A 16,350-nucleotide genomic window follows, 5' to 3' on the forward strand; every position below is an offset into this window, starting at 1 on the left:
AAAAGAAACCCCATACTAGAGACTAAAAAACCCGGTTTCTTCAAAGGCTTTCTGAAATTGACGATGTGCATTGTAAAAGAAACCGGGTTTTTGGCTTCTAGAGACTAAAAAACCCGGTTTCTTCAAAGGCTTTCTGAAATTGACGATGTGCATTGTAAAAGAAACCGGGTTTTTGGCTTCAATTTGAACCGTTAGGTCGTTGAATAATCGTCTCAATTACCCGTCGTTTAGCTTGAGTATCAATCCCAATTAAACGCACATAATCATTGGGATTTTCTGATAGACAAGCCTCAATTGCTGCCATAATTTCTGAGTGATGACTGCTATCAATAATTGAACAACTTTTCCAAGATCCTGTTTTGAACCGACGCGGATCAGCATATTCCAAACCGACTCGATATCCTGCTTCTAAAATCTGTTCAATTTGTTCAAGAACGTCTAAACTCAGTTTCGTTGTCACTGCTTGACCTTCACTAATAAAAGTTGATCCTTTACTATCTCCTTGCATCACAGCACTCACTTTGCTATCAAACCGATGAGGAGGCATAATTGGGTTATAAGGAAGATGAGTTTTTTGAGTATAATTTGCTGGTGGCTGAACCGAATTTGATGGGGGTTGGGGTTGTGTTACTTCGGGATGAAAGATGCGGTATTGGTTATATTCCTCGACTAATCTCAACTCTTTAATTCGTTGCTGTTCTTTTACCATCTGATGACCCATTTCTAACAAATGAGAGAAGCTAAAATTAGGGTTTTTAAATTCGGGAGGTTTTTCTGTACTATTGACAATGAGCTTAGAAATTTGTTCAATTCCTACTTGATGAATAAAGCGTTGAATTTGTTCGTCGTAAATTCGCGATCGCAATGCACTAAAGAAATCTATCGACTGTTCGGGAAACTCTTCAACTAACTTCACTATATCCTGTTTTAAGAGTTCTTGTTGAAAAATTCCTTCCACAATTTCAACCCGTTCTTCTGGGATAGGTTCCCAATAGAACTTTTCCATCCGTCCATCTCGAATTAGAGGCGCATAAAGTGTTGAAAAATCATTTCCGGTGACAATAATCGGAATCCGTTGTAATGGCGTTGCATCATAACTTCCGGGTAGCTGAACATTCGTCGGATTATCCGCAATATTCATCAAAGTGGCGTTAACTAACTGAGTATTAACCGTGTATTGGGTTCCCGAGTCAAAACGTCCTGCACCCGCATCAATATCATTAATAAATAATGCACACATTTGACCTCTTACCCTCGTTTGTTCCGAGGCTTCACGATATCGCAGTCGAATTAACCGTGAAGGATCTCCGGCGTCTGGACTCTCTAATTCACCCCCAGAAATGGTAACAGGTTCAAATCCTAGTTTCTCAAACACCAGTTCACATTGAAAGGTTTTTCCTTCTCCCTTGCGTCCATGTATTCCTAAAATCAGGGGAACTCGCAGGTTAGAGATTTTTAAGAAGTTTTTGGTGATATGAACGGCTAATTTGTCAAGAAACCTGGGAGAGATATAATAAGACATAGGAAGAGTAAAATTTGATTTGACAATATTATTTTAGGCTAAAACAGACCTTTTTAATTCCATGAGATTAAATTTTTGAAGTCTTGTATAATTTATGCCGACTTAAAATTGTTTTCTGATGTTTTAGGTTGAGGTAAAGGTTTACCATCCTCTTGATAGTCTTGAACCAGCAATTCTAACACTTCTTGAGCATTATTTAATGCTTCTTCGTAGGTATCACCATGAGTGTGAAATTCTTGAGTGGGAAAATCAGGTAAATGCACTAAATAACATTGATCTTCGTTTGACCATTGAATCACAATTGTATAATGAAGTTTCATTCATCTCCTCCTGGCTGTTCTTGAACTTTTTTCAACATCTCTAGTTTACGATTGACTTCTTTATATGATTGAATTTTTTATATTCAACGGTTTGCACAACCTCAATTTAGAAAAAATATGTCAGAATAAAAAGAGTGTAATTTTCAAAATTTCTAGATTTTTAGTTTATGTGTGGACGATTTAGTTTAAGCTGTTCAGCCGAACAAATAGCAGAAATCTTTCTGCTATCCGAAATTCCTGAACTAACCCCTCGTTATAATATCGCGCCGACTCAGTTCATTGCAACGGTTAGTCAGAATTCCAAGTCGGAAAACCGACAATTTAACTGGATGCGTTGGGGTTTAATTCCGTCTTGGGCGAAAGATACAAAAATGGGTGCAAAATTGATTAACGCGAGAGTAGAAACCGTCACCGAAAAAGCATCATTTCGCCAAGCCATTCGCCAGAGACGCTGTTTAATTCTCGCTGATGGGTTTTATGAATGGCAAACAGAAAAAGACCAAAAACAACCCTATTATTTTCATCTCGAAAACCATCAACCTTTTGCTTTTGCCGGACTTTGGGAACGTTGGAAATCTCCCGAAAATCAAGAAATAATTTCCTGTACCATTTTAACCACAGAAGCCCATGAGGAAATGCGTTCAATACATCATCGTCAACCGATTATTATTCCTGAAAACCTATATTCTCAGTGGCTTAACCCTAAGTTAACTGAACCGCAAGAGATTTTACCCTTATTAACTTCTCAAGCGGCTTTGAAGCATTATCCCGTTAACCTCGTTGTGAACAAACCCACCCACGACGAACCGGACTGCATTCAAGCAAAGGGATGAAAAAATGACAATAATTTGTCATAATAAATAAAGAGCAAAATCACAAGAAGGAAAGCATTTATGACCTTACCAAACGGCCCCAAAACGCCTCGGGTTCTCAGAATGATCAAATTCGTTACTCGTCCCCTCGATTATTTAGAAGATTATTATCAACGCTACGGTGACTTTATTCGCATTGGGCAGTCAGAAACTCCCCTAATTTATGTTAACCATCCCGCAGCCATTGAAAAGATTTTTACCGCTAGTCCCGAACAGTTTAGAACGGGAAATGGAGGAGGAGTATTACTATTTTTATTGGGAGAAAATTCTGTTTTTATTGTCGATGGAGAACGCCACCAACGTCAACGTAAACTCTTAATGCCTCCCTTTCATGGCGAGCGCTTAAAAACCTACAATCAGCTTATTTGTGAGATGACCAAACAAGTGATGTCACAAGTTAAAATGGGTCAAGCTTTTCGAGTGAGGGCTTTAATGCAGGATATCACATTAAGAGTCATTTTGAAAGCAGTATTTGGGCTATCAGAAGGCGAACGTTATGAACAATTACGACATCTTTTAAGTGCGATGATGGAGGCTATTGGTTCTCCTTTAGCGGCGAGTTTAATCTTCTTTCCAATTTTGCGTCAAGACTGGGGAAATTGGAGTCCTTGGGGGCGTTTTTTGCGCTACAAACAACAAGCCGATGAGATGATTTATGCTGAAATTCGAGAAAGAAAGCAAAAGAATGATTTTTCCGGTGATGATATTTTAACGTTGTTAATGTCAGCCAGAGACGAAGCCGGGGAAGCGATGAGTGAAGCCGAACTTCGAGATGAATTAATGACACTATTAATTGCTGGACATGAAACCACCGCTTCATCTTTAACTTGGGCGCTCTATTGGACGCATTATCTACCAGAAGTTCAAGATAAATTACGATTTGAATTAGCGAATTTAGGGAAAAATCCCGATCTCAGTGAGATAGCGAGACTTCCCTATTTAACAGCTATTTGTAATGAAACCTTACGAATTTATCCAGTGACATTAACATCCGGGGTGCGAGTTTTAAAACAACCTTTAGAATTAGGGGGTTATTCTTTTGAACCGGGAACCGTACTCTTTCCTTGTACCTATTTAGTACATCAACGAGAAGATATTTACCCTGAACCCAAACAATTTAAACCGGAACGATTTTTACAACGGCAATTTTCCCCCTATGAATTTTTCCCTTTTGGTGGGGGTCATCGTCGCTGTATTGGGAGTGCAATGGCTTTATTAGAAATGAAGCTAGTTCTTGCAACAATATTATCAGATTGGCAACTCCAACTTCCCCACAATAAAGCTTATAAACCCGTTCGTCGAGGGCTAACGTTATCGCCTCCTGCTGAGTTGAGTTTAGTTGCTCTGAAACAGTTAAACTAAAAAGCTCAAAAAATGTAGAGATCTGTCAGAGAACGTTTTACAATATCATAAAAGAGAAATCGTCATGTGTAGGCTGTATGGATACAAAAGCGTTTAGAAGATCACTGCAACAATCAGAATCCTATCACCGGAAAGGCTTCGGACATGAAGAAGAAGTCACAGAGGTCATGCAGTCAGCTTATCAAAGCAGTTTAATTCAACAGATTCGTCAGAACAACTACACCCTCCAACGCGGAAATGTTACGATTCGACTAGCAGAGGCGTTTGGCTTTTGTTGGGGCGTTGAACGGGCGGTAGCAATGGCTTATGAGACCCGTCAACATTTTCCCACAGAACGCATCTGGATTACTAACGAAGTGATTCACAACCCTTCTGTCAATCAACATTTGCTTGATAAAAAAGTTGAGTTTCTCCCGATTATTAATGGACAAAAGGATTTTTCTCAGGTGAAAACAGAAGATGTTGTTATTTTACCTGCTTTTGGTGCCAGTGTTCAAGAAATGCAAATTCTCAATGACAAAGGCTGCAAAATTGTAGATACAACTTGTCCTTGGGTTTCTAAAGTTTGGAATACGGTTGAAAAGCATAAGAAAAAAAGCTACACTTCAATTATTCACGGCAAATACAAACACGAAGAAACCGTCGCAACCAGTTCTTTTGCGGATAAATATCTAGTGGTGTTGAACCTCGCCCAAGCTGAATATGTTTGCAACTATATTCTAAATGGCGGAAATCGGGAAGAATTTCTAGCCAAATTCAAACAGGCTTATTCAGAAGGGTTTGACCCCGATAAAGACTTGGAATGTGTGGGAATTGCCAACCAAACCACGATGTTAAAAAGTGAAACAGAACACATTGGGAAGCTGTTTGAGCATACTTTAATGCAAAAATACGGCCCTGACAAATTAACTGATCATTTCCAAAGTTTTAACACCATTTGCGACGCCACGCAAGAACGTCAAGATGCCATGTTAGGTTTAGTAGAAGAAAAACTGGATTTAATGATTGTCATTGGCGGTTTTAATTCTTCTAATACAACCCATCTCCAAGAAATGGCAATTGTTCGGGGAATTCCATCCTATCATATTGATAGCCCCGAACGCATTATTTCTGGCGATCGCATTGAACATAAGCCCCTAGAAGAGGATATCGAAATCGCAGAAAATTGGCTACCTAATGGAGAAATTGTGGTTGGAATTACCTCTGGGGCTTCAACACCAGATAAAGTCGTTGAAGATGTGATTGAAAAGATTTTTGAGTTGAAAGCCACTGTCGTTTCAGTGTAGAAAATGATGCTGAAGGTAGCAGCCTCTCGTTGACTTCTCCCTAAGCCTTTCCTACAAAGACAGGAAAATTGTATCTCCGAAGCCTCCCAAGCCTCCCTTTTTAAGGGAGGTGCCGTAGGCGGAGGGATGAGGAGAGAAAATAGAGGAGTAGAAAGGGGTTTCCCTTAGAATAGGGTAAGGTTTTTATCTTTTGAAAGCTTTGACAATACTGTGACAGTTAGCCAAATGGCACAATGAACAGAAGTGAAGCGGGAGTTTAGTCTGTATTTTCAACCCTTTATCGTTGTGCAGTACAAATAATCGTCATAATCTGTTAAAACAAGAATAAGCATACCTTTAACATTTTCCACTATTGCTGCTGATTAAACAAACACCATTCAAACAACTATGAAACCATTAAACAGCCTCAAAACAAACAACTTTATTCAACGTCTACAATGGGTATTCGACCCCATTCAGTACATGGAAACCAACGCCCAACACCATCAGGATATTTTCACAACCAGTGTTGCTGGTCGGTTAATATTTGTCAATTCCCCAGAAGGAATACAAAAGTTACTTACTCACGATACCAAAGAATTTTCCGCCCCCGGTTCAGTCAATGGTATTTTAAGACCTTTACTCGGTGATCAATCTGTTATTCTATTAGATGGCGATCGCCATAAACGACAACGAAAATTATTAATGCCTCCCTTTCATGGCGACAGAATGCGAAATTATGGTGAATTAATCCTCAAAATTACTCAACAAGCCACCGAAAAATGGAAACCGGGTCAACCGTTGATCGCCCGAAATACCATGCGAGAAATCACATTAGCGGTGATTTTACAAGCCGTTTTTGGGATTTATGAAGGGTCACGTTATGACGAACTCAAGCAATTAATCGCCTCATTACTTGCTGTGACAGACTCTCCAATTAGTTCAAGTTTATTGTTTTTTCAATTCCTACAAAAAGACTGGGGTGCTTGGAGTCCTTGGGGTAGATTTTTACGAATGCGCCAAAAAATTGATCAATTATTATTTGCAGAAATAGAAGACCGTCGTCAAAATTGGGATGAAAATCGCACGGATATTTTAAACTTAATGATGGCGGCGCGAGACGAAGACGGACAACCGATGAGCGATGAAGAATTGCGGGATGAATTATTAACATTATTATTTGCAGGTCACGAAACAACTGCCACCGCAATGGCTTGGGCTTTGTATTGGATACATCGACAACCGGAAGTTTATCAAAAGCTGATTCAAGAGTTAGAAACATTACCCGAAAATCCTGACCCAATGACGATTTTTCGGCTACCTTATTTAACCGCAGTTTGTAACGAAACCCTGCGAATTTATCCCGTTGGGATGTTAACCTTTCCCCGAATGGTACATGAACCGATGGAATTTATGGGATATCAATTAGAACCCGGAATGAGTTTAGTCGGTTGTATTTATTTACTACATCACCGAGAAGATTTATATCCAGAACCCAAACAATTTAAACCCGAACGATTTTTAGAACGGAAGTTTTCCCCCTATGAATTTTCACCCTTTGGGGCAGGTGCGCGTCAATGTATTGGGATGGCTTTAGCACAGTTTGAAATGAAGTTAGCACTCGCCTATATTCTTCAAAATTATCACCTAACTTTACTCGAAAAACATCCCGTTAAACCCGCCCGTCGAGGAGTAACATTATCGCCTGTTGGGGGGATAAAAATGATGATGAATGGGCGACGAACCCCATCAAAACCTGTTGCTATTCCTGCAACGGTTTAACAATCATTCATTGAAAGTTTGAGGGGCGAGTTTAATCTCATGTACGACAATATTTGTAAATTCATTGCTGAAGAATTTTCCACCGACTTAGCCAGTTGGTTACTCGGTGAACCCATCCAACTCACTCAACTCAGCCCCAAAGAACTTTCGATAGAACCCATTCGCACCGATGCGTTAATTTTACAACAGTCTAATAATTTAGTTCTTCATGTCGAATTTCAGACTAAAACAGAAGCCACAATTCCCTTTCGGATGACAGACTATCGCCTGCGAGTGTATCGGCGTTATCCTGATAAAGAAATGCACCAAGTCGTCATTTATCTCAAACAAACGGCTTCAGAGTTAGTTTATCAAAATACGTTCGCCCTAACTCGAACTCGCCATGAATTTGAGGTTATTCGCTTGTGGGAACAGCCAACCGAACAATTTCTGAATTCACCAGGATTATTACCTTTTGCGGTATTAAGTCGAACTGATGAAAAAGTGGAAGTGTTGCGGGAAGTGGCGCGTCGAGTAGAGGCGATTTCTGATAGACGAGTTCAGTCGAATGTAGGGGCTTCTGCTTTTATTCTGGCTGGGTTAGTATTAGAGAAGGAGATTATTCAGACAATTCTGAGGAGGGATATTATGGAGGAGTCTGTAACTTATCAAGAACTTAGAAGAGAAGCTCGTGAGCAAGGACTTCAAGAAGGGAGAACACAAGGACTTCAACAAGGACTTCAAGAAGGTAGAATAGAAGGACTTCAACAAGGACTTCAACAAGGATTTCAACAAGTAGCACTCAATTTACTGAGGAGTGGAATGAGTCTCGAACAAGTGGCTAATTTTACAGGTTTATCCGTTGAACAGGTGACACAATTACAGTTAACTTCTAATCAACCTGAGCCTCCTGTTTCCGAAGATAATTAGTGAATATATAGCGGTGTGCGCTCCTATAGCAGAAATCAGGAGACAGGAGACAGGAGACAGAATTGAAACCTTTATCATAAAAGGATTTGACAGAAAAACAGTGTCCTAATCAACTCTTTCTCTGCTATATGAGGTACAAACCAGAAACCCGGTTTCTGCTAGAAACCGGGTTTCTACCCAATCGGTGCTGTACCTCACAGAACTGAAAACTGTAAACTGTAATTAACCCGCCCCTACAGAATCCTTACAACGCGGTAATTTTTTCCTGAATTTTGGCGTGTTTTTCTACTCCTTCAAACGCATAACGGTTGTAACCATTGCGTCGAATTAATTCCTCAATATAAGCCACTCGTTCATTGGTTGCGGGATGACTTGAGAAAAACGAAGTCCCGCCTTTTGAACCCTTTTGTTCTGCCAATGTTATCATCAAGTTATGTAAGCCATCCGCCGCATATCCAGAGGTTGCTAATACGCGAGTTCCGACTAAATCTGCTTGTCGTTCTTGGTCACGATTGTAGTCTAAATTAATCAAGTTTGCAATAATATTTCCGATGGGAACGGTATTGTTTAAAGCCGCATTCACAATTTCTCCCAAGTTATTGTACACATTATTGGTAATCACTTGTTTAAAGCCATGAGACAGCACCGCATGACTGACTTCATGGGCTAATAAACCCGCAAGTTCCGCTTCAGAATTCGTTTTTAAAATCGCGCCCGTATTCACAAAAACTTTCCCTCCCGGTAATGCAAACGCATTCAAAGCTTCATCTTCAACCACATAAAATTCATACTTAAAATCATTTCTTCCCATGTATTTTGCAATTTTATTCCCCAATTCGTTCACATAGTCAACGATTTCACCTTCTTGAACAATGGGTAGTTCTCGTTTATACATTCCAGCAATTTCATTCCCAATTCCTGACTCTCCTTGAATTAAAAGCGTCCCCATTTTTACCCCTTCTCCAACAATAGCCCCCACTGGGTTACATCCTCCTAAAAGAACACATCCTCCCACACGCACAGCAGTCCCTAAAATTCCCCGTCTCACCATTTGTCCTTCCAGTCTTCCTTGAAATTTTTTCAGGTTTTTATCTGCACTTTCTGTTAAAGCTGGCGTTTGGGGATGTTCGGGTTGAATGAGGGTGAATTGACGCGCTGCAATAGAAGCTTCTAAATATTTTTTATCGGCTTCTAAAGCTTTAACTTGTGCTAAAATGAGTTCATAAGAATCGGGAAATAAACTTGTCGCTTGTTCTAAAATATTGAGCGATTGTTCAGTTTTCTGTTGTTGTTTATAAGCTTCAGCCAGTAGTAAATGACCGGGAATAAATTCAGGATATTGTTGAACAAATTTTTGTAATGAACTCGGATCAGAGGTTTCTTTCCAAACCGCTTGTGATTGCATCCACAGCGATTGTCCTTCGGGAATTAACTGTTTAGGATTGGTAATGGGTTGTAAAATTTGGGAAATTTGTTCAAGCTCAAAAGGTCGTTTAACTTGTCGATAAAGTTGCTCGGCTTTTGCTTTATTTCCACCTTGAAAAAACTGATCGGCTTGCGCTAATAACGTAAATCGTTCTGAACGTTTAAATTCCTCCTCCAGATTTTGCAGTTTGTTTTCATTTTCAACTTTTGGAGTCTGTTTTTTATTTCCTGTCGAAACTAATAACGGTTCTAAATTGGCAATTTTTAGAGAATATTTACCCGACTGAACCGCCGAATTAGCACCCCCAACTTGTAGGGTATAAACGCCATTTTGAGGAAGGGTAATTTTAAGTTCTGACTGAAATTGATTCCGGTTAACTTGACGACTGACAGCGATGTTTTTTCCTTGAGGATCGAGTAAAATTAGAACGGGAACAAAATCAGAACTTTCCGCCGTAATGGTGACAGATTGACCTGCTCTTGCGGTAAAATTATGAGAATTAAAAGAATTTTGACTAAATCCTGGGGCGACATCCGACTTGAGAACGCCATCTTCTGCTAAAATAACAATAGAGGAAAGGGGATGAGCCGGAGGCGTGGCGATCGCTTTATTGCCCGTCAGCCAACTCAACGGAACCCCGCTAGACAACAGGTTGATACTGAGAAATAGAGCCGCACCTAAAGCCACCCATCTCAAACGATTGATTGATTTCATTACACCAGAAAAATCTCTAACTCTACATTTTCTAAAAATATAGAATATTTCTAGGCTAAAAGTGTTTCAGGCCCAGAACTCAAACGCAACAATCAACAGATACCCGTTTGACGCACCCTACTTTTTGACAAACAAGAAAGTCTGAAGTCCTCCACAGAAAAAGGCTTTAAACTTCAAACTTTCCTGTTCACCTCAAACAAGGGACTACCGCAGAAAACAACAGACCAACCATAAAACAATCAAAGTCACCAAAGTAATAAATCGTTCCGGTTCTAACAGACCCGCCATTGGAGTGAGTAAACTCCCCAAAATCAAGCCAAGAATTAGACCCGCCACCGTCAACAAAACGGCTCGACCAAATTGGTTTTCTTTACGATTGAGAAAATACAAACCAGCTCCCACACCTAAAGCCAGAGGAAGCTGCAACAACTGGATATTCATTCCCGGATAGAGACTCAGAACACTTAATCCCCCGTAAATCGCCGATGTCAATAACACATCTGAGCGAGTGGGAGTGTCGAGTATTCGTTGTAACCAAGCAGGTTTTGAGGTGTTAGACGATTGCACCTCAGCCGTCGAGGTTTTTTGTTTTTGCAGCACCCGTTCTGGAAAACGAATGCGTTCGGGAACCTTAATTTTCCCTTCCTGACGCAATTTCAATCTATCCATCAAAATGGCATCGTAAGCCGCTTCAATGGACTCGATGAGCTGGCGCTCACCACTGCATTGCTCTCTCAGGCGATTGCGTGCATCCTGAATTTCATCAAAGGAGGCATCGACAGTGACCCCAAGCTGTTCGTAGGGACTTTGCTCACTCATCGCAGTTTGTTAAACTTTTTCTCTAATGTAAGCTTAACGCGATCCCTATCAAGATAGAGGATCAAGTTAAGGGGTTTACTTCTAAAAATAGACATAGACAGTCCATACTGACCAGTATACAAGACGCTGCCTTGGGTGGATGTGACTTTAAGACTGAATGCTAACAATTCCTGACCACTGAACGTTTTTCAGGTTGTCGCGGCGATAGGAGAAAAAAGACTCAGGTTGTTTGTAGGTACAGTGGGGAGAAATAGCGACTTGTTCGGGACTAATCCCGAGTTGTTCCAATTGTAAAGCGTTCACCCGACGGACATCAACCCGCACTTTATCCGGTTCGGGGTCTGCTAAAACGGGAGACTCCGCCAAGTAAAATAACGCCGCTAACACCTCCTCAACCGCAGTTGTTGTTTTTATCGGTAAAATCGTTGTTCCCAACTGTGCCGCCACATCAGAGGAAACTTGATAAACCTCCCCAGAAATCCCTGGCCCCATCGCAATTTTCAGATTAACCAATTGACTACCTTGAGCTTGAAACAGAGCGATCGCTTGAGGTAAGATTTTACTGGCGGTTCCTCGCCAACCCGCATGAATTGCCGCCACGTTTCCGGTTTGCGTATCTGCAATTAAAATAGGCACACAGTCAGCACTGGCAACCCAAACCGCTTCTTGAGGTTTTTGAGTTAATAAAGCATCAGCTTCGAGAAGTTCAACCGAGTCAGTCGAGTCAGGAGACGGTAAAGGCGGAACTTGGTCTGTTTTCAAGACTAAATTACCATGCACCTGTTTAACACGGTAAGCTGAAGTCGAATTCGGTAAAATCTTGACTAACTCAGCCGGAGTCCTTGGACTAAAATGACGACTGAGAAAGCCATGAGGCACCGAATCGAGTAAACTACATTTGAGATAAGGTAATTCTTGCCAGTGCTGCCAGTACCAATTGTGCATATTTCAGTTTAGAGTGACCAGTGAACAGTGACCAGTGACCAGTTTTGCCTTTTGCCTGCTATATTATCGGAATTTGACTGTGACTCTCAATTTCCAACGTCTAGAAGCCATCCTGGAAACCTTACAAGAGTTAGCTGAACCCAACAATAGCTGTGATCACGATCCGCTTCCAAGTTTTAACGTACATTTATTTGATTGTATTCCTTCAACCCATCAAATCTTGTGGCAACTGATCAATTCAGGTGCAGAAGCCGGAACAGTAGTCATAGCTTCCGAACAAACAGCCGGACGGGGACAATGGGGGCGAAAGTGGCAATCAAGCCAAGGTGGGTTATACTTGTCGGTGGCAATCAATCCCCAAATTCAGGCCAGTCAGCAAGCCCAACTGACGCTGAGTAGTGCATGGGGAATTGCGACAATCCTGCGGGATTATCATATTCCGGTTCGTTTAAAATGGCCGAATGATCTAATCCTGACAGAACGCAAATTAGGTGGTATCCTAACAGAGACAAAAGTTCAGAATGGGCAAATTGTTCAAGCGCTCATCGGGGTCGGCATCAATTGGGCAAACTCTATCCCAGAAACGGGAATTAATCTGCAAACTTATTTTGCTCAAAATCCCGATTTAGCAAAGCTGTACTCCCTGGAAATGTTAGCCGCACTGGTTTTGCAAGGATTGAGAATCGGTTTGAGGCAACTGTCAACAGTAGGAATAGAACATTTACTGACATCCTACTCCCAGCTCTTAACCTGTATCGGGCATCAAGTTAGAGTAGCAGAAGGCTCTGGTGTGATCATTGGAGTGAATGCAACAGGGGAACTACGGATACGGCTTGAACCCCATGATGCCAATAAAGCCCAAGAAATTTGCATCGAGCCAGGTAAAATAAGACTTGGCTATGGTTCAGACGAATCATTTCATATCAAATCTTGACCTATTGACATCGGTTGTGTGAGGAAAATGACGGAATCTCGGTACTCTAACCAACGCCTCCGATCCTCGGATTGTGTAAGCGAGCCAAAGCAATCATCTAACCTAGCTGACATTAGCAAAATTCGTTCTTGTCTGATTGCAGGCAGTTCAGCCATTTTAGGTTTAGGCTGTGTTACCAGTTTAGGGATGCTCGGCGGTAGTGCGATCGCCACGCAAGAATTTTCTGTCCCGGTAGACTCTCAACCCTACGAGGGGACTCCGGCAACTGCACCGGAAGCCTACAGCGCCCCGGAATCCTATTCCGCTCCCAGCTACAGCGCCCCGGAATCCTATTCGGCCCCCAGCAACAGCGCCCCGGAATCCTATTCGGCTCCCAGCGACAGCGCCCCAGAATCCTATTCCGCCCCCACTGGTGGCTATGGTTATTCATCGGGTTATGATTCTCAAATGGGTGACTACTCTGCACCTGCACCCATACCAGCGCCCGATTATCAAGCGCCAGTCGGAGGATACAGCGAGTCAACGCCTGAACCCGATTATCTCGAACCTGCGGCGACTGAACCTCCACCTGTAGATAGCTATTACGCAGAACCGCCTCAACTGGAAATTCCCGATCTTATTCCTCCGCCATCCGAACCGCTCAAGTTACCCCTAAAAGAAGCAACCATTCCCTCACAGGAAGATTCTCTGTCTCTCCCAATTAAAGAACCTGTTGCTCAACCCCCCGTCGATCCCTCTGTTGATGCAGCCGGAAACAACTATATTGATCCGACAGAATACAATATTGGGGCGACAGATGGTTATGAATCACCGAATACGGTAATTTTCTCGGAACGTTCAACCGGATGTGAATTTGCGGTAGGCGTTGGGGGTACTATTCCAGATGGGGCTTGTTTACCTGTCGAAAGTCCGGCTTACACGGCTGATAGTATTCCCGTTTATCCGATTGTTGTCGATAGCGGGACTGTTGGCGATCCTGTGGAGAGTTTCCCGCCGAGTCCCGGTAGTCGTAATCCTCTGGTGAGAAACAGCAATCCTCCGGTTAATAGCAATACCGTTGAACTCAACAATAACAACGCCTATGCGGGGAATAGCTACAGTGGCGGTCCTGCTTGGGAACCCGCACCTGCACCTGCTCCCGAATGGTATGGAGAGTCACCCAGTCAAGTTCCTGTAGCGGGTTTGAGTCCCATTCAAGTTGGACCAGTGAGTGTGAGTGCGATGAGTAATTCTGGGATGAGTTACTATAACCGCACGATGCGACCCCCTGCGCTTCCTGGAAATGGCGATACTAATTTATTATTTCCCTTGAGTATTCCGGCACCAATTACCTCTTTATTTGGTTGGCGAACCCATCCGGTATTAGGGTCTGGTCGCTTCCACACCGGAATTGATATTGGGGCTGATACGGGAACGCCTGTGGTAGCCTCCTATTCTGGCCAAGTCACGATCGCAGACTGGTTAGGCGGTTACGGACTGGCGGTGATTGTTGATCACCGGGCAAAATCTAACGAAACCCTTTATGCTCACTTATCAGAGCTGTTTGTGCAACCCGGAGATTGGGTAAAACAAGGAGAAGTCATCGGACGGGTAGGAAGTACCGGAATGTCTACCGGGCCACACCTACACTTTGAACTGCGGAAATTGACCGATCAAGGTTGGGTAGCGGTGAACCCACAAACCGATCTAGAATTTGCTCTCGCTCAATTGTTGAACACGATGCGAACCGCAGAAGTGCCGCCAGAAAGCTTTATTGCAGCTTTACCCCAAGAAACCGTTGATGCGAATACAGGAACACCTAAATTACCCCCATTACCGCCTGGGATGGATATTCTCGTTCCCAACCTCGAACCGCCTACCTTAAGTTTTGGGTTTGTGGAGAATCTCAAATCCCAACAGGAATAGTCACGCCTCACCCCAGGACACAAAGTCACGAAGATTTGATCTGTTTGTGTCTTCGTGTCTTCGTGTTGTTCTTTTTTATCCCAATAAAACCGCGAGTAAAGCTTTTTGGGCGTGCATTCGATTTTCAGCTTGATCCCAAACTCGTGACTGTTTTCCTTCTATAACCCCGTTAGTAATTTCTTCTTCTCGGTGGGCGGGTAAACAATGCAAAACAATAGCATTATTAGCCGCTTTTGCCATTAATTGTTCATTAACTTGATAGGGTTGAAAGAGAGGAATGCGGGTGCGGGCTTCTTCTTCTTGACCCATACTCGCCCAAACATCAGTATAGATAACATGGGCATTTTTTGCCGCTTCTATGGGGTCATCGGTGACAGTCACTTCGGTTTTGCTGCTGGCAATTTCTATCGCTTGATCAACAATATCACGATTGGGTTGATGATCAGCCGGAGCGGCTATTCTCACATTCATTCCCACCATTGCACAACCCAATAGCAACGAATGCGCCATATTATTCGCACCATCGCCAAAATAGGTTAACGTTAAACCCGAAAGCTTGCCAAAACATTCCTGAACCGTCATTAAATCGGCGAGAACTTGACAGGGATGTTCGCGATCAGTTAAAGCATTAATAACCGGGATTTTTGCATAATCAGCGAAGGTTTCGAGATCTTTTTGTTCAAAGGTACGAATCGCGATAATATCAAGATATCGATCCAAGACTCGCGCCGTATCCACTAAAGGTTCACCTCGACTGACTTGAGTGACACTGGGGTTGAGATCAATCACCTGTCCGCCTAACTGATACATGGCTACGGTAAAACTAACCCTTGTTCGGGTTGAAGCCTTAGAAAACATCAAGCCCAACACCTTATTTCGTTGAACCTTTACCATTCCTGACTTCAGTTGCGATGCTAACCCTAGCAGCGAGTACAACTCATCCACACTCACATCAGCCAAACTGAGGAAATCTCGTCCTTTCAGTGATTCCATAGTCGCCTTGTCAATCTTCGGTGTTCAGTGAAACGTTGATATTCGCTCACTCATTCTCGTGTCATTTTAATAGATTAAAGTTGATCGCGATCGTGAACTTTATACAAAACTCGGAATTTCTCAGGGAATGGGGTATTTGGGTTCGCCTAGAAATGATCTCAGATTCCCAGGTGTGTGAGGGTTGACAAAGGGCGGCTCATTCTGATAAATTATGGATAGTATTTTTTATAATCGGGTGTTGCAAAAAATATTTTTTTCACAAAAATCCTATTATGACATAATCATACCCGGAGCAGGCGGAAAAAGTCAAGAGGGTCTGCTGAAAAAAAATCGCGAAATTTCCGGGAAAAACGAGTTTGAAGGCAGTCACGAACCCGCCGTTAACCGCGAAAGCGGTATAACGGGGGCTTGAAAAAGTCCAAACGTGACCAGACTAAGTTCTTAGAGAACTCCGTTATCTGGGTCAAGACACCTAAGAATGCGTGCCAGTTTTTAGCTCTGTCGTCTAACTTTAAACAGATTTAATCGGGTTAAGTTAGTGAGTTAGACCCAACAAGCCCAGATAACATTGTCAAGGCAAAC

14 protein-coding genes are annotated in these 16,350 nt (G+C 42.3%); 8 read left to right on the forward strand and 6 right to left on the reverse strand.

Going from position 1 to position 16,350, the window contains the following annotated elements:
• Positions 1 to 178: 178 nt before the first annotated feature.
• Positions 179 to 1,522, reverse strand: a complete 1,344-nt coding sequence (locus tag WN50_RS09750; protein ID WP_046279972.1) for a RuBisCO small subunit-like domain-containing protein — start codon at positions 1,520 to 1,522, stop codon at positions 179 to 181.
• A 92-nt stretch (positions 1,523 to 1,614) separates the two neighbouring features.
• The gene (locus WN50_RS09755) at positions 1,615 to 1,842 is read right to left on the reverse strand and encodes a type II toxin-antitoxin system HicB family antitoxin (protein ID WP_046279973.1); all 228 of its coding nucleotides are present in this window, start codon (positions 1,840 to 1,842) and stop codon (positions 1,615 to 1,617) included.
• A 167-nt stretch (positions 1,843 to 2,009) separates the two neighbouring features.
• On the opposite strand from WN50_RS09755, the gene WN50_RS09760 reads away from it, so the two are divergent.
• The 5 genes from WN50_RS09760 (at position 2,010) to WN50_RS09780 (ending at position 8,032) form a co-directional block, all read left to right on the forward strand.
• Entirely contained in the window at positions 2,010 to 2,675 is a 666-nt protein-coding gene (locus tag WN50_RS09760) for an SOS response-associated peptidase (protein WP_046279974.1), read from the forward strand.
• Between the two features lie 60 nt (positions 2,676 to 2,735).
• On the forward strand, positions 2,736 to 4,076 hold the full coding sequence (locus WN50_RS09765) for a cytochrome P450 (protein WP_046279975.1): 1,341 nt from the start codon (positions 2,736 to 2,738) through the stop codon (positions 4,074 to 4,076).
• Between the two features lie 77 nt (positions 4,077 to 4,153).
• Positions 4,154 to 5,362 carry a 4-hydroxy-3-methylbut-2-enyl diphosphate reductase gene (locus WN50_RS09770; RefSeq protein ID WP_046279976.1) on the forward strand — a complete coding sequence of 403 codons (1,209 nt, stop codon included), beginning with the start codon at positions 4,154 to 4,156 and terminating at the stop codon, positions 5,360 to 5,362.
• Between the two features lie 387 nt (positions 5,363 to 5,749).
• Positions 5,750 to 7,123 (forward strand): cytochrome P450, encoded by a 1,374-nt coding sequence (locus WN50_RS09775; RefSeq protein ID WP_046279977.1) that lies wholly within the window; start codon positions 5,750 to 5,752, stop codon positions 7,121 to 7,123.
• A 39-nt stretch (positions 7,124 to 7,162) separates the two neighbouring features.
• Positions 7,163 to 8,032 carry an Rpn family recombination-promoting nuclease/putative transposase gene (locus WN50_RS09780; RefSeq protein WP_046279978.1) on the forward strand — a complete coding sequence of 290 codons (870 nt, stop codon included), beginning with the start codon at positions 7,163 to 7,165 and terminating at the stop codon, positions 8,030 to 8,032.
• Between the two features lie 244 nt (positions 8,033 to 8,276).
• Here WN50_RS09780 and WN50_RS09785 read toward each other — a convergent pair whose 3' ends face one another.
• The 3 genes from WN50_RS09785 to pgeF all read right to left on the reverse strand — a co-directional run bounded on the left by WN50_RS09785 (position 8,277) and on the right by pgeF (position 11,936).
• Positions 8,277 to 10,172, reverse strand: a complete 1,896-nt coding sequence (locus tag WN50_RS09785) for a M48 family metalloprotease (protein WP_049558935.1) — start codon at positions 10,170 to 10,172, stop codon at positions 8,277 to 8,279.
• A gap of 204 nt (positions 10,173 to 10,376) precedes the next feature.
• A complete protein-coding gene (locus WN50_RS09790) occupies positions 10,377 to 10,991 on the reverse strand; it encodes a CPP1-like family protein (protein ID WP_046279979.1) in 615 nt (204 codons plus the stop codon).
• A 147-nt stretch (positions 10,992 to 11,138) separates the two neighbouring features.
• Complete coding sequence (pgeF, locus tag WN50_RS09795; protein WP_046279980.1) at positions 11,139 to 11,936, reverse strand: peptidoglycan editing factor PgeF; 798 nt, start codon at positions 11,934 to 11,936, stop codon at positions 11,139 to 11,141.
• A gap of 79 nt (positions 11,937 to 12,015) precedes the next feature.
• Between pgeF and WN50_RS09800 the strand changes: the two genes are divergently transcribed.
• A complete protein-coding gene (locus WN50_RS09800; protein ID WP_082172396.1) occupies positions 12,016 to 12,870 on the forward strand; it encodes a biotin--[acetyl-CoA-carboxylase] ligase in 855 nt (284 codons plus the stop codon).
• Between the two features lie 27 nt (positions 12,871 to 12,897).
• Positions 12,898 to 14,775 (forward strand): M23 family metallopeptidase, encoded by a 1,878-nt coding sequence (locus WN50_RS09805; RefSeq protein ID WP_046279981.1) that lies wholly within the window; start codon positions 12,898 to 12,900, stop codon positions 14,773 to 14,775.
• 75 nt (positions 14,776 to 14,850) lie between these two features.
• Here the strand turns inward: WN50_RS09805 and argF are convergent, their stop codons facing one another.
• The gene (gene argF, locus WN50_RS09810; RefSeq protein WP_046279982.1) at positions 14,851 to 15,768 is read right to left on the reverse strand and encodes an ornithine carbamoyltransferase; all 918 of its coding nucleotides are present in this window, start codon (positions 15,766 to 15,768) and stop codon (positions 14,851 to 14,853) included.
• A 211-nt stretch (positions 15,769 to 15,979) separates the two neighbouring features.
• Between argF and WN50_RS09815 the strand changes: the two genes are divergently transcribed.
• On the forward strand, positions 15,980 to 16,180 hold the full coding sequence (locus WN50_RS09815) for a hypothetical protein (RefSeq protein ID WP_046279983.1): 201 nt from the start codon (positions 15,980 to 15,982) through the stop codon (positions 16,178 to 16,180).
• Positions 16,181 to 16,350 lie beyond the last annotated feature (170 nt).

The sequence above is a fragment of the Limnoraphis robusta CS-951 genome, from assembly GCF_000972705.2.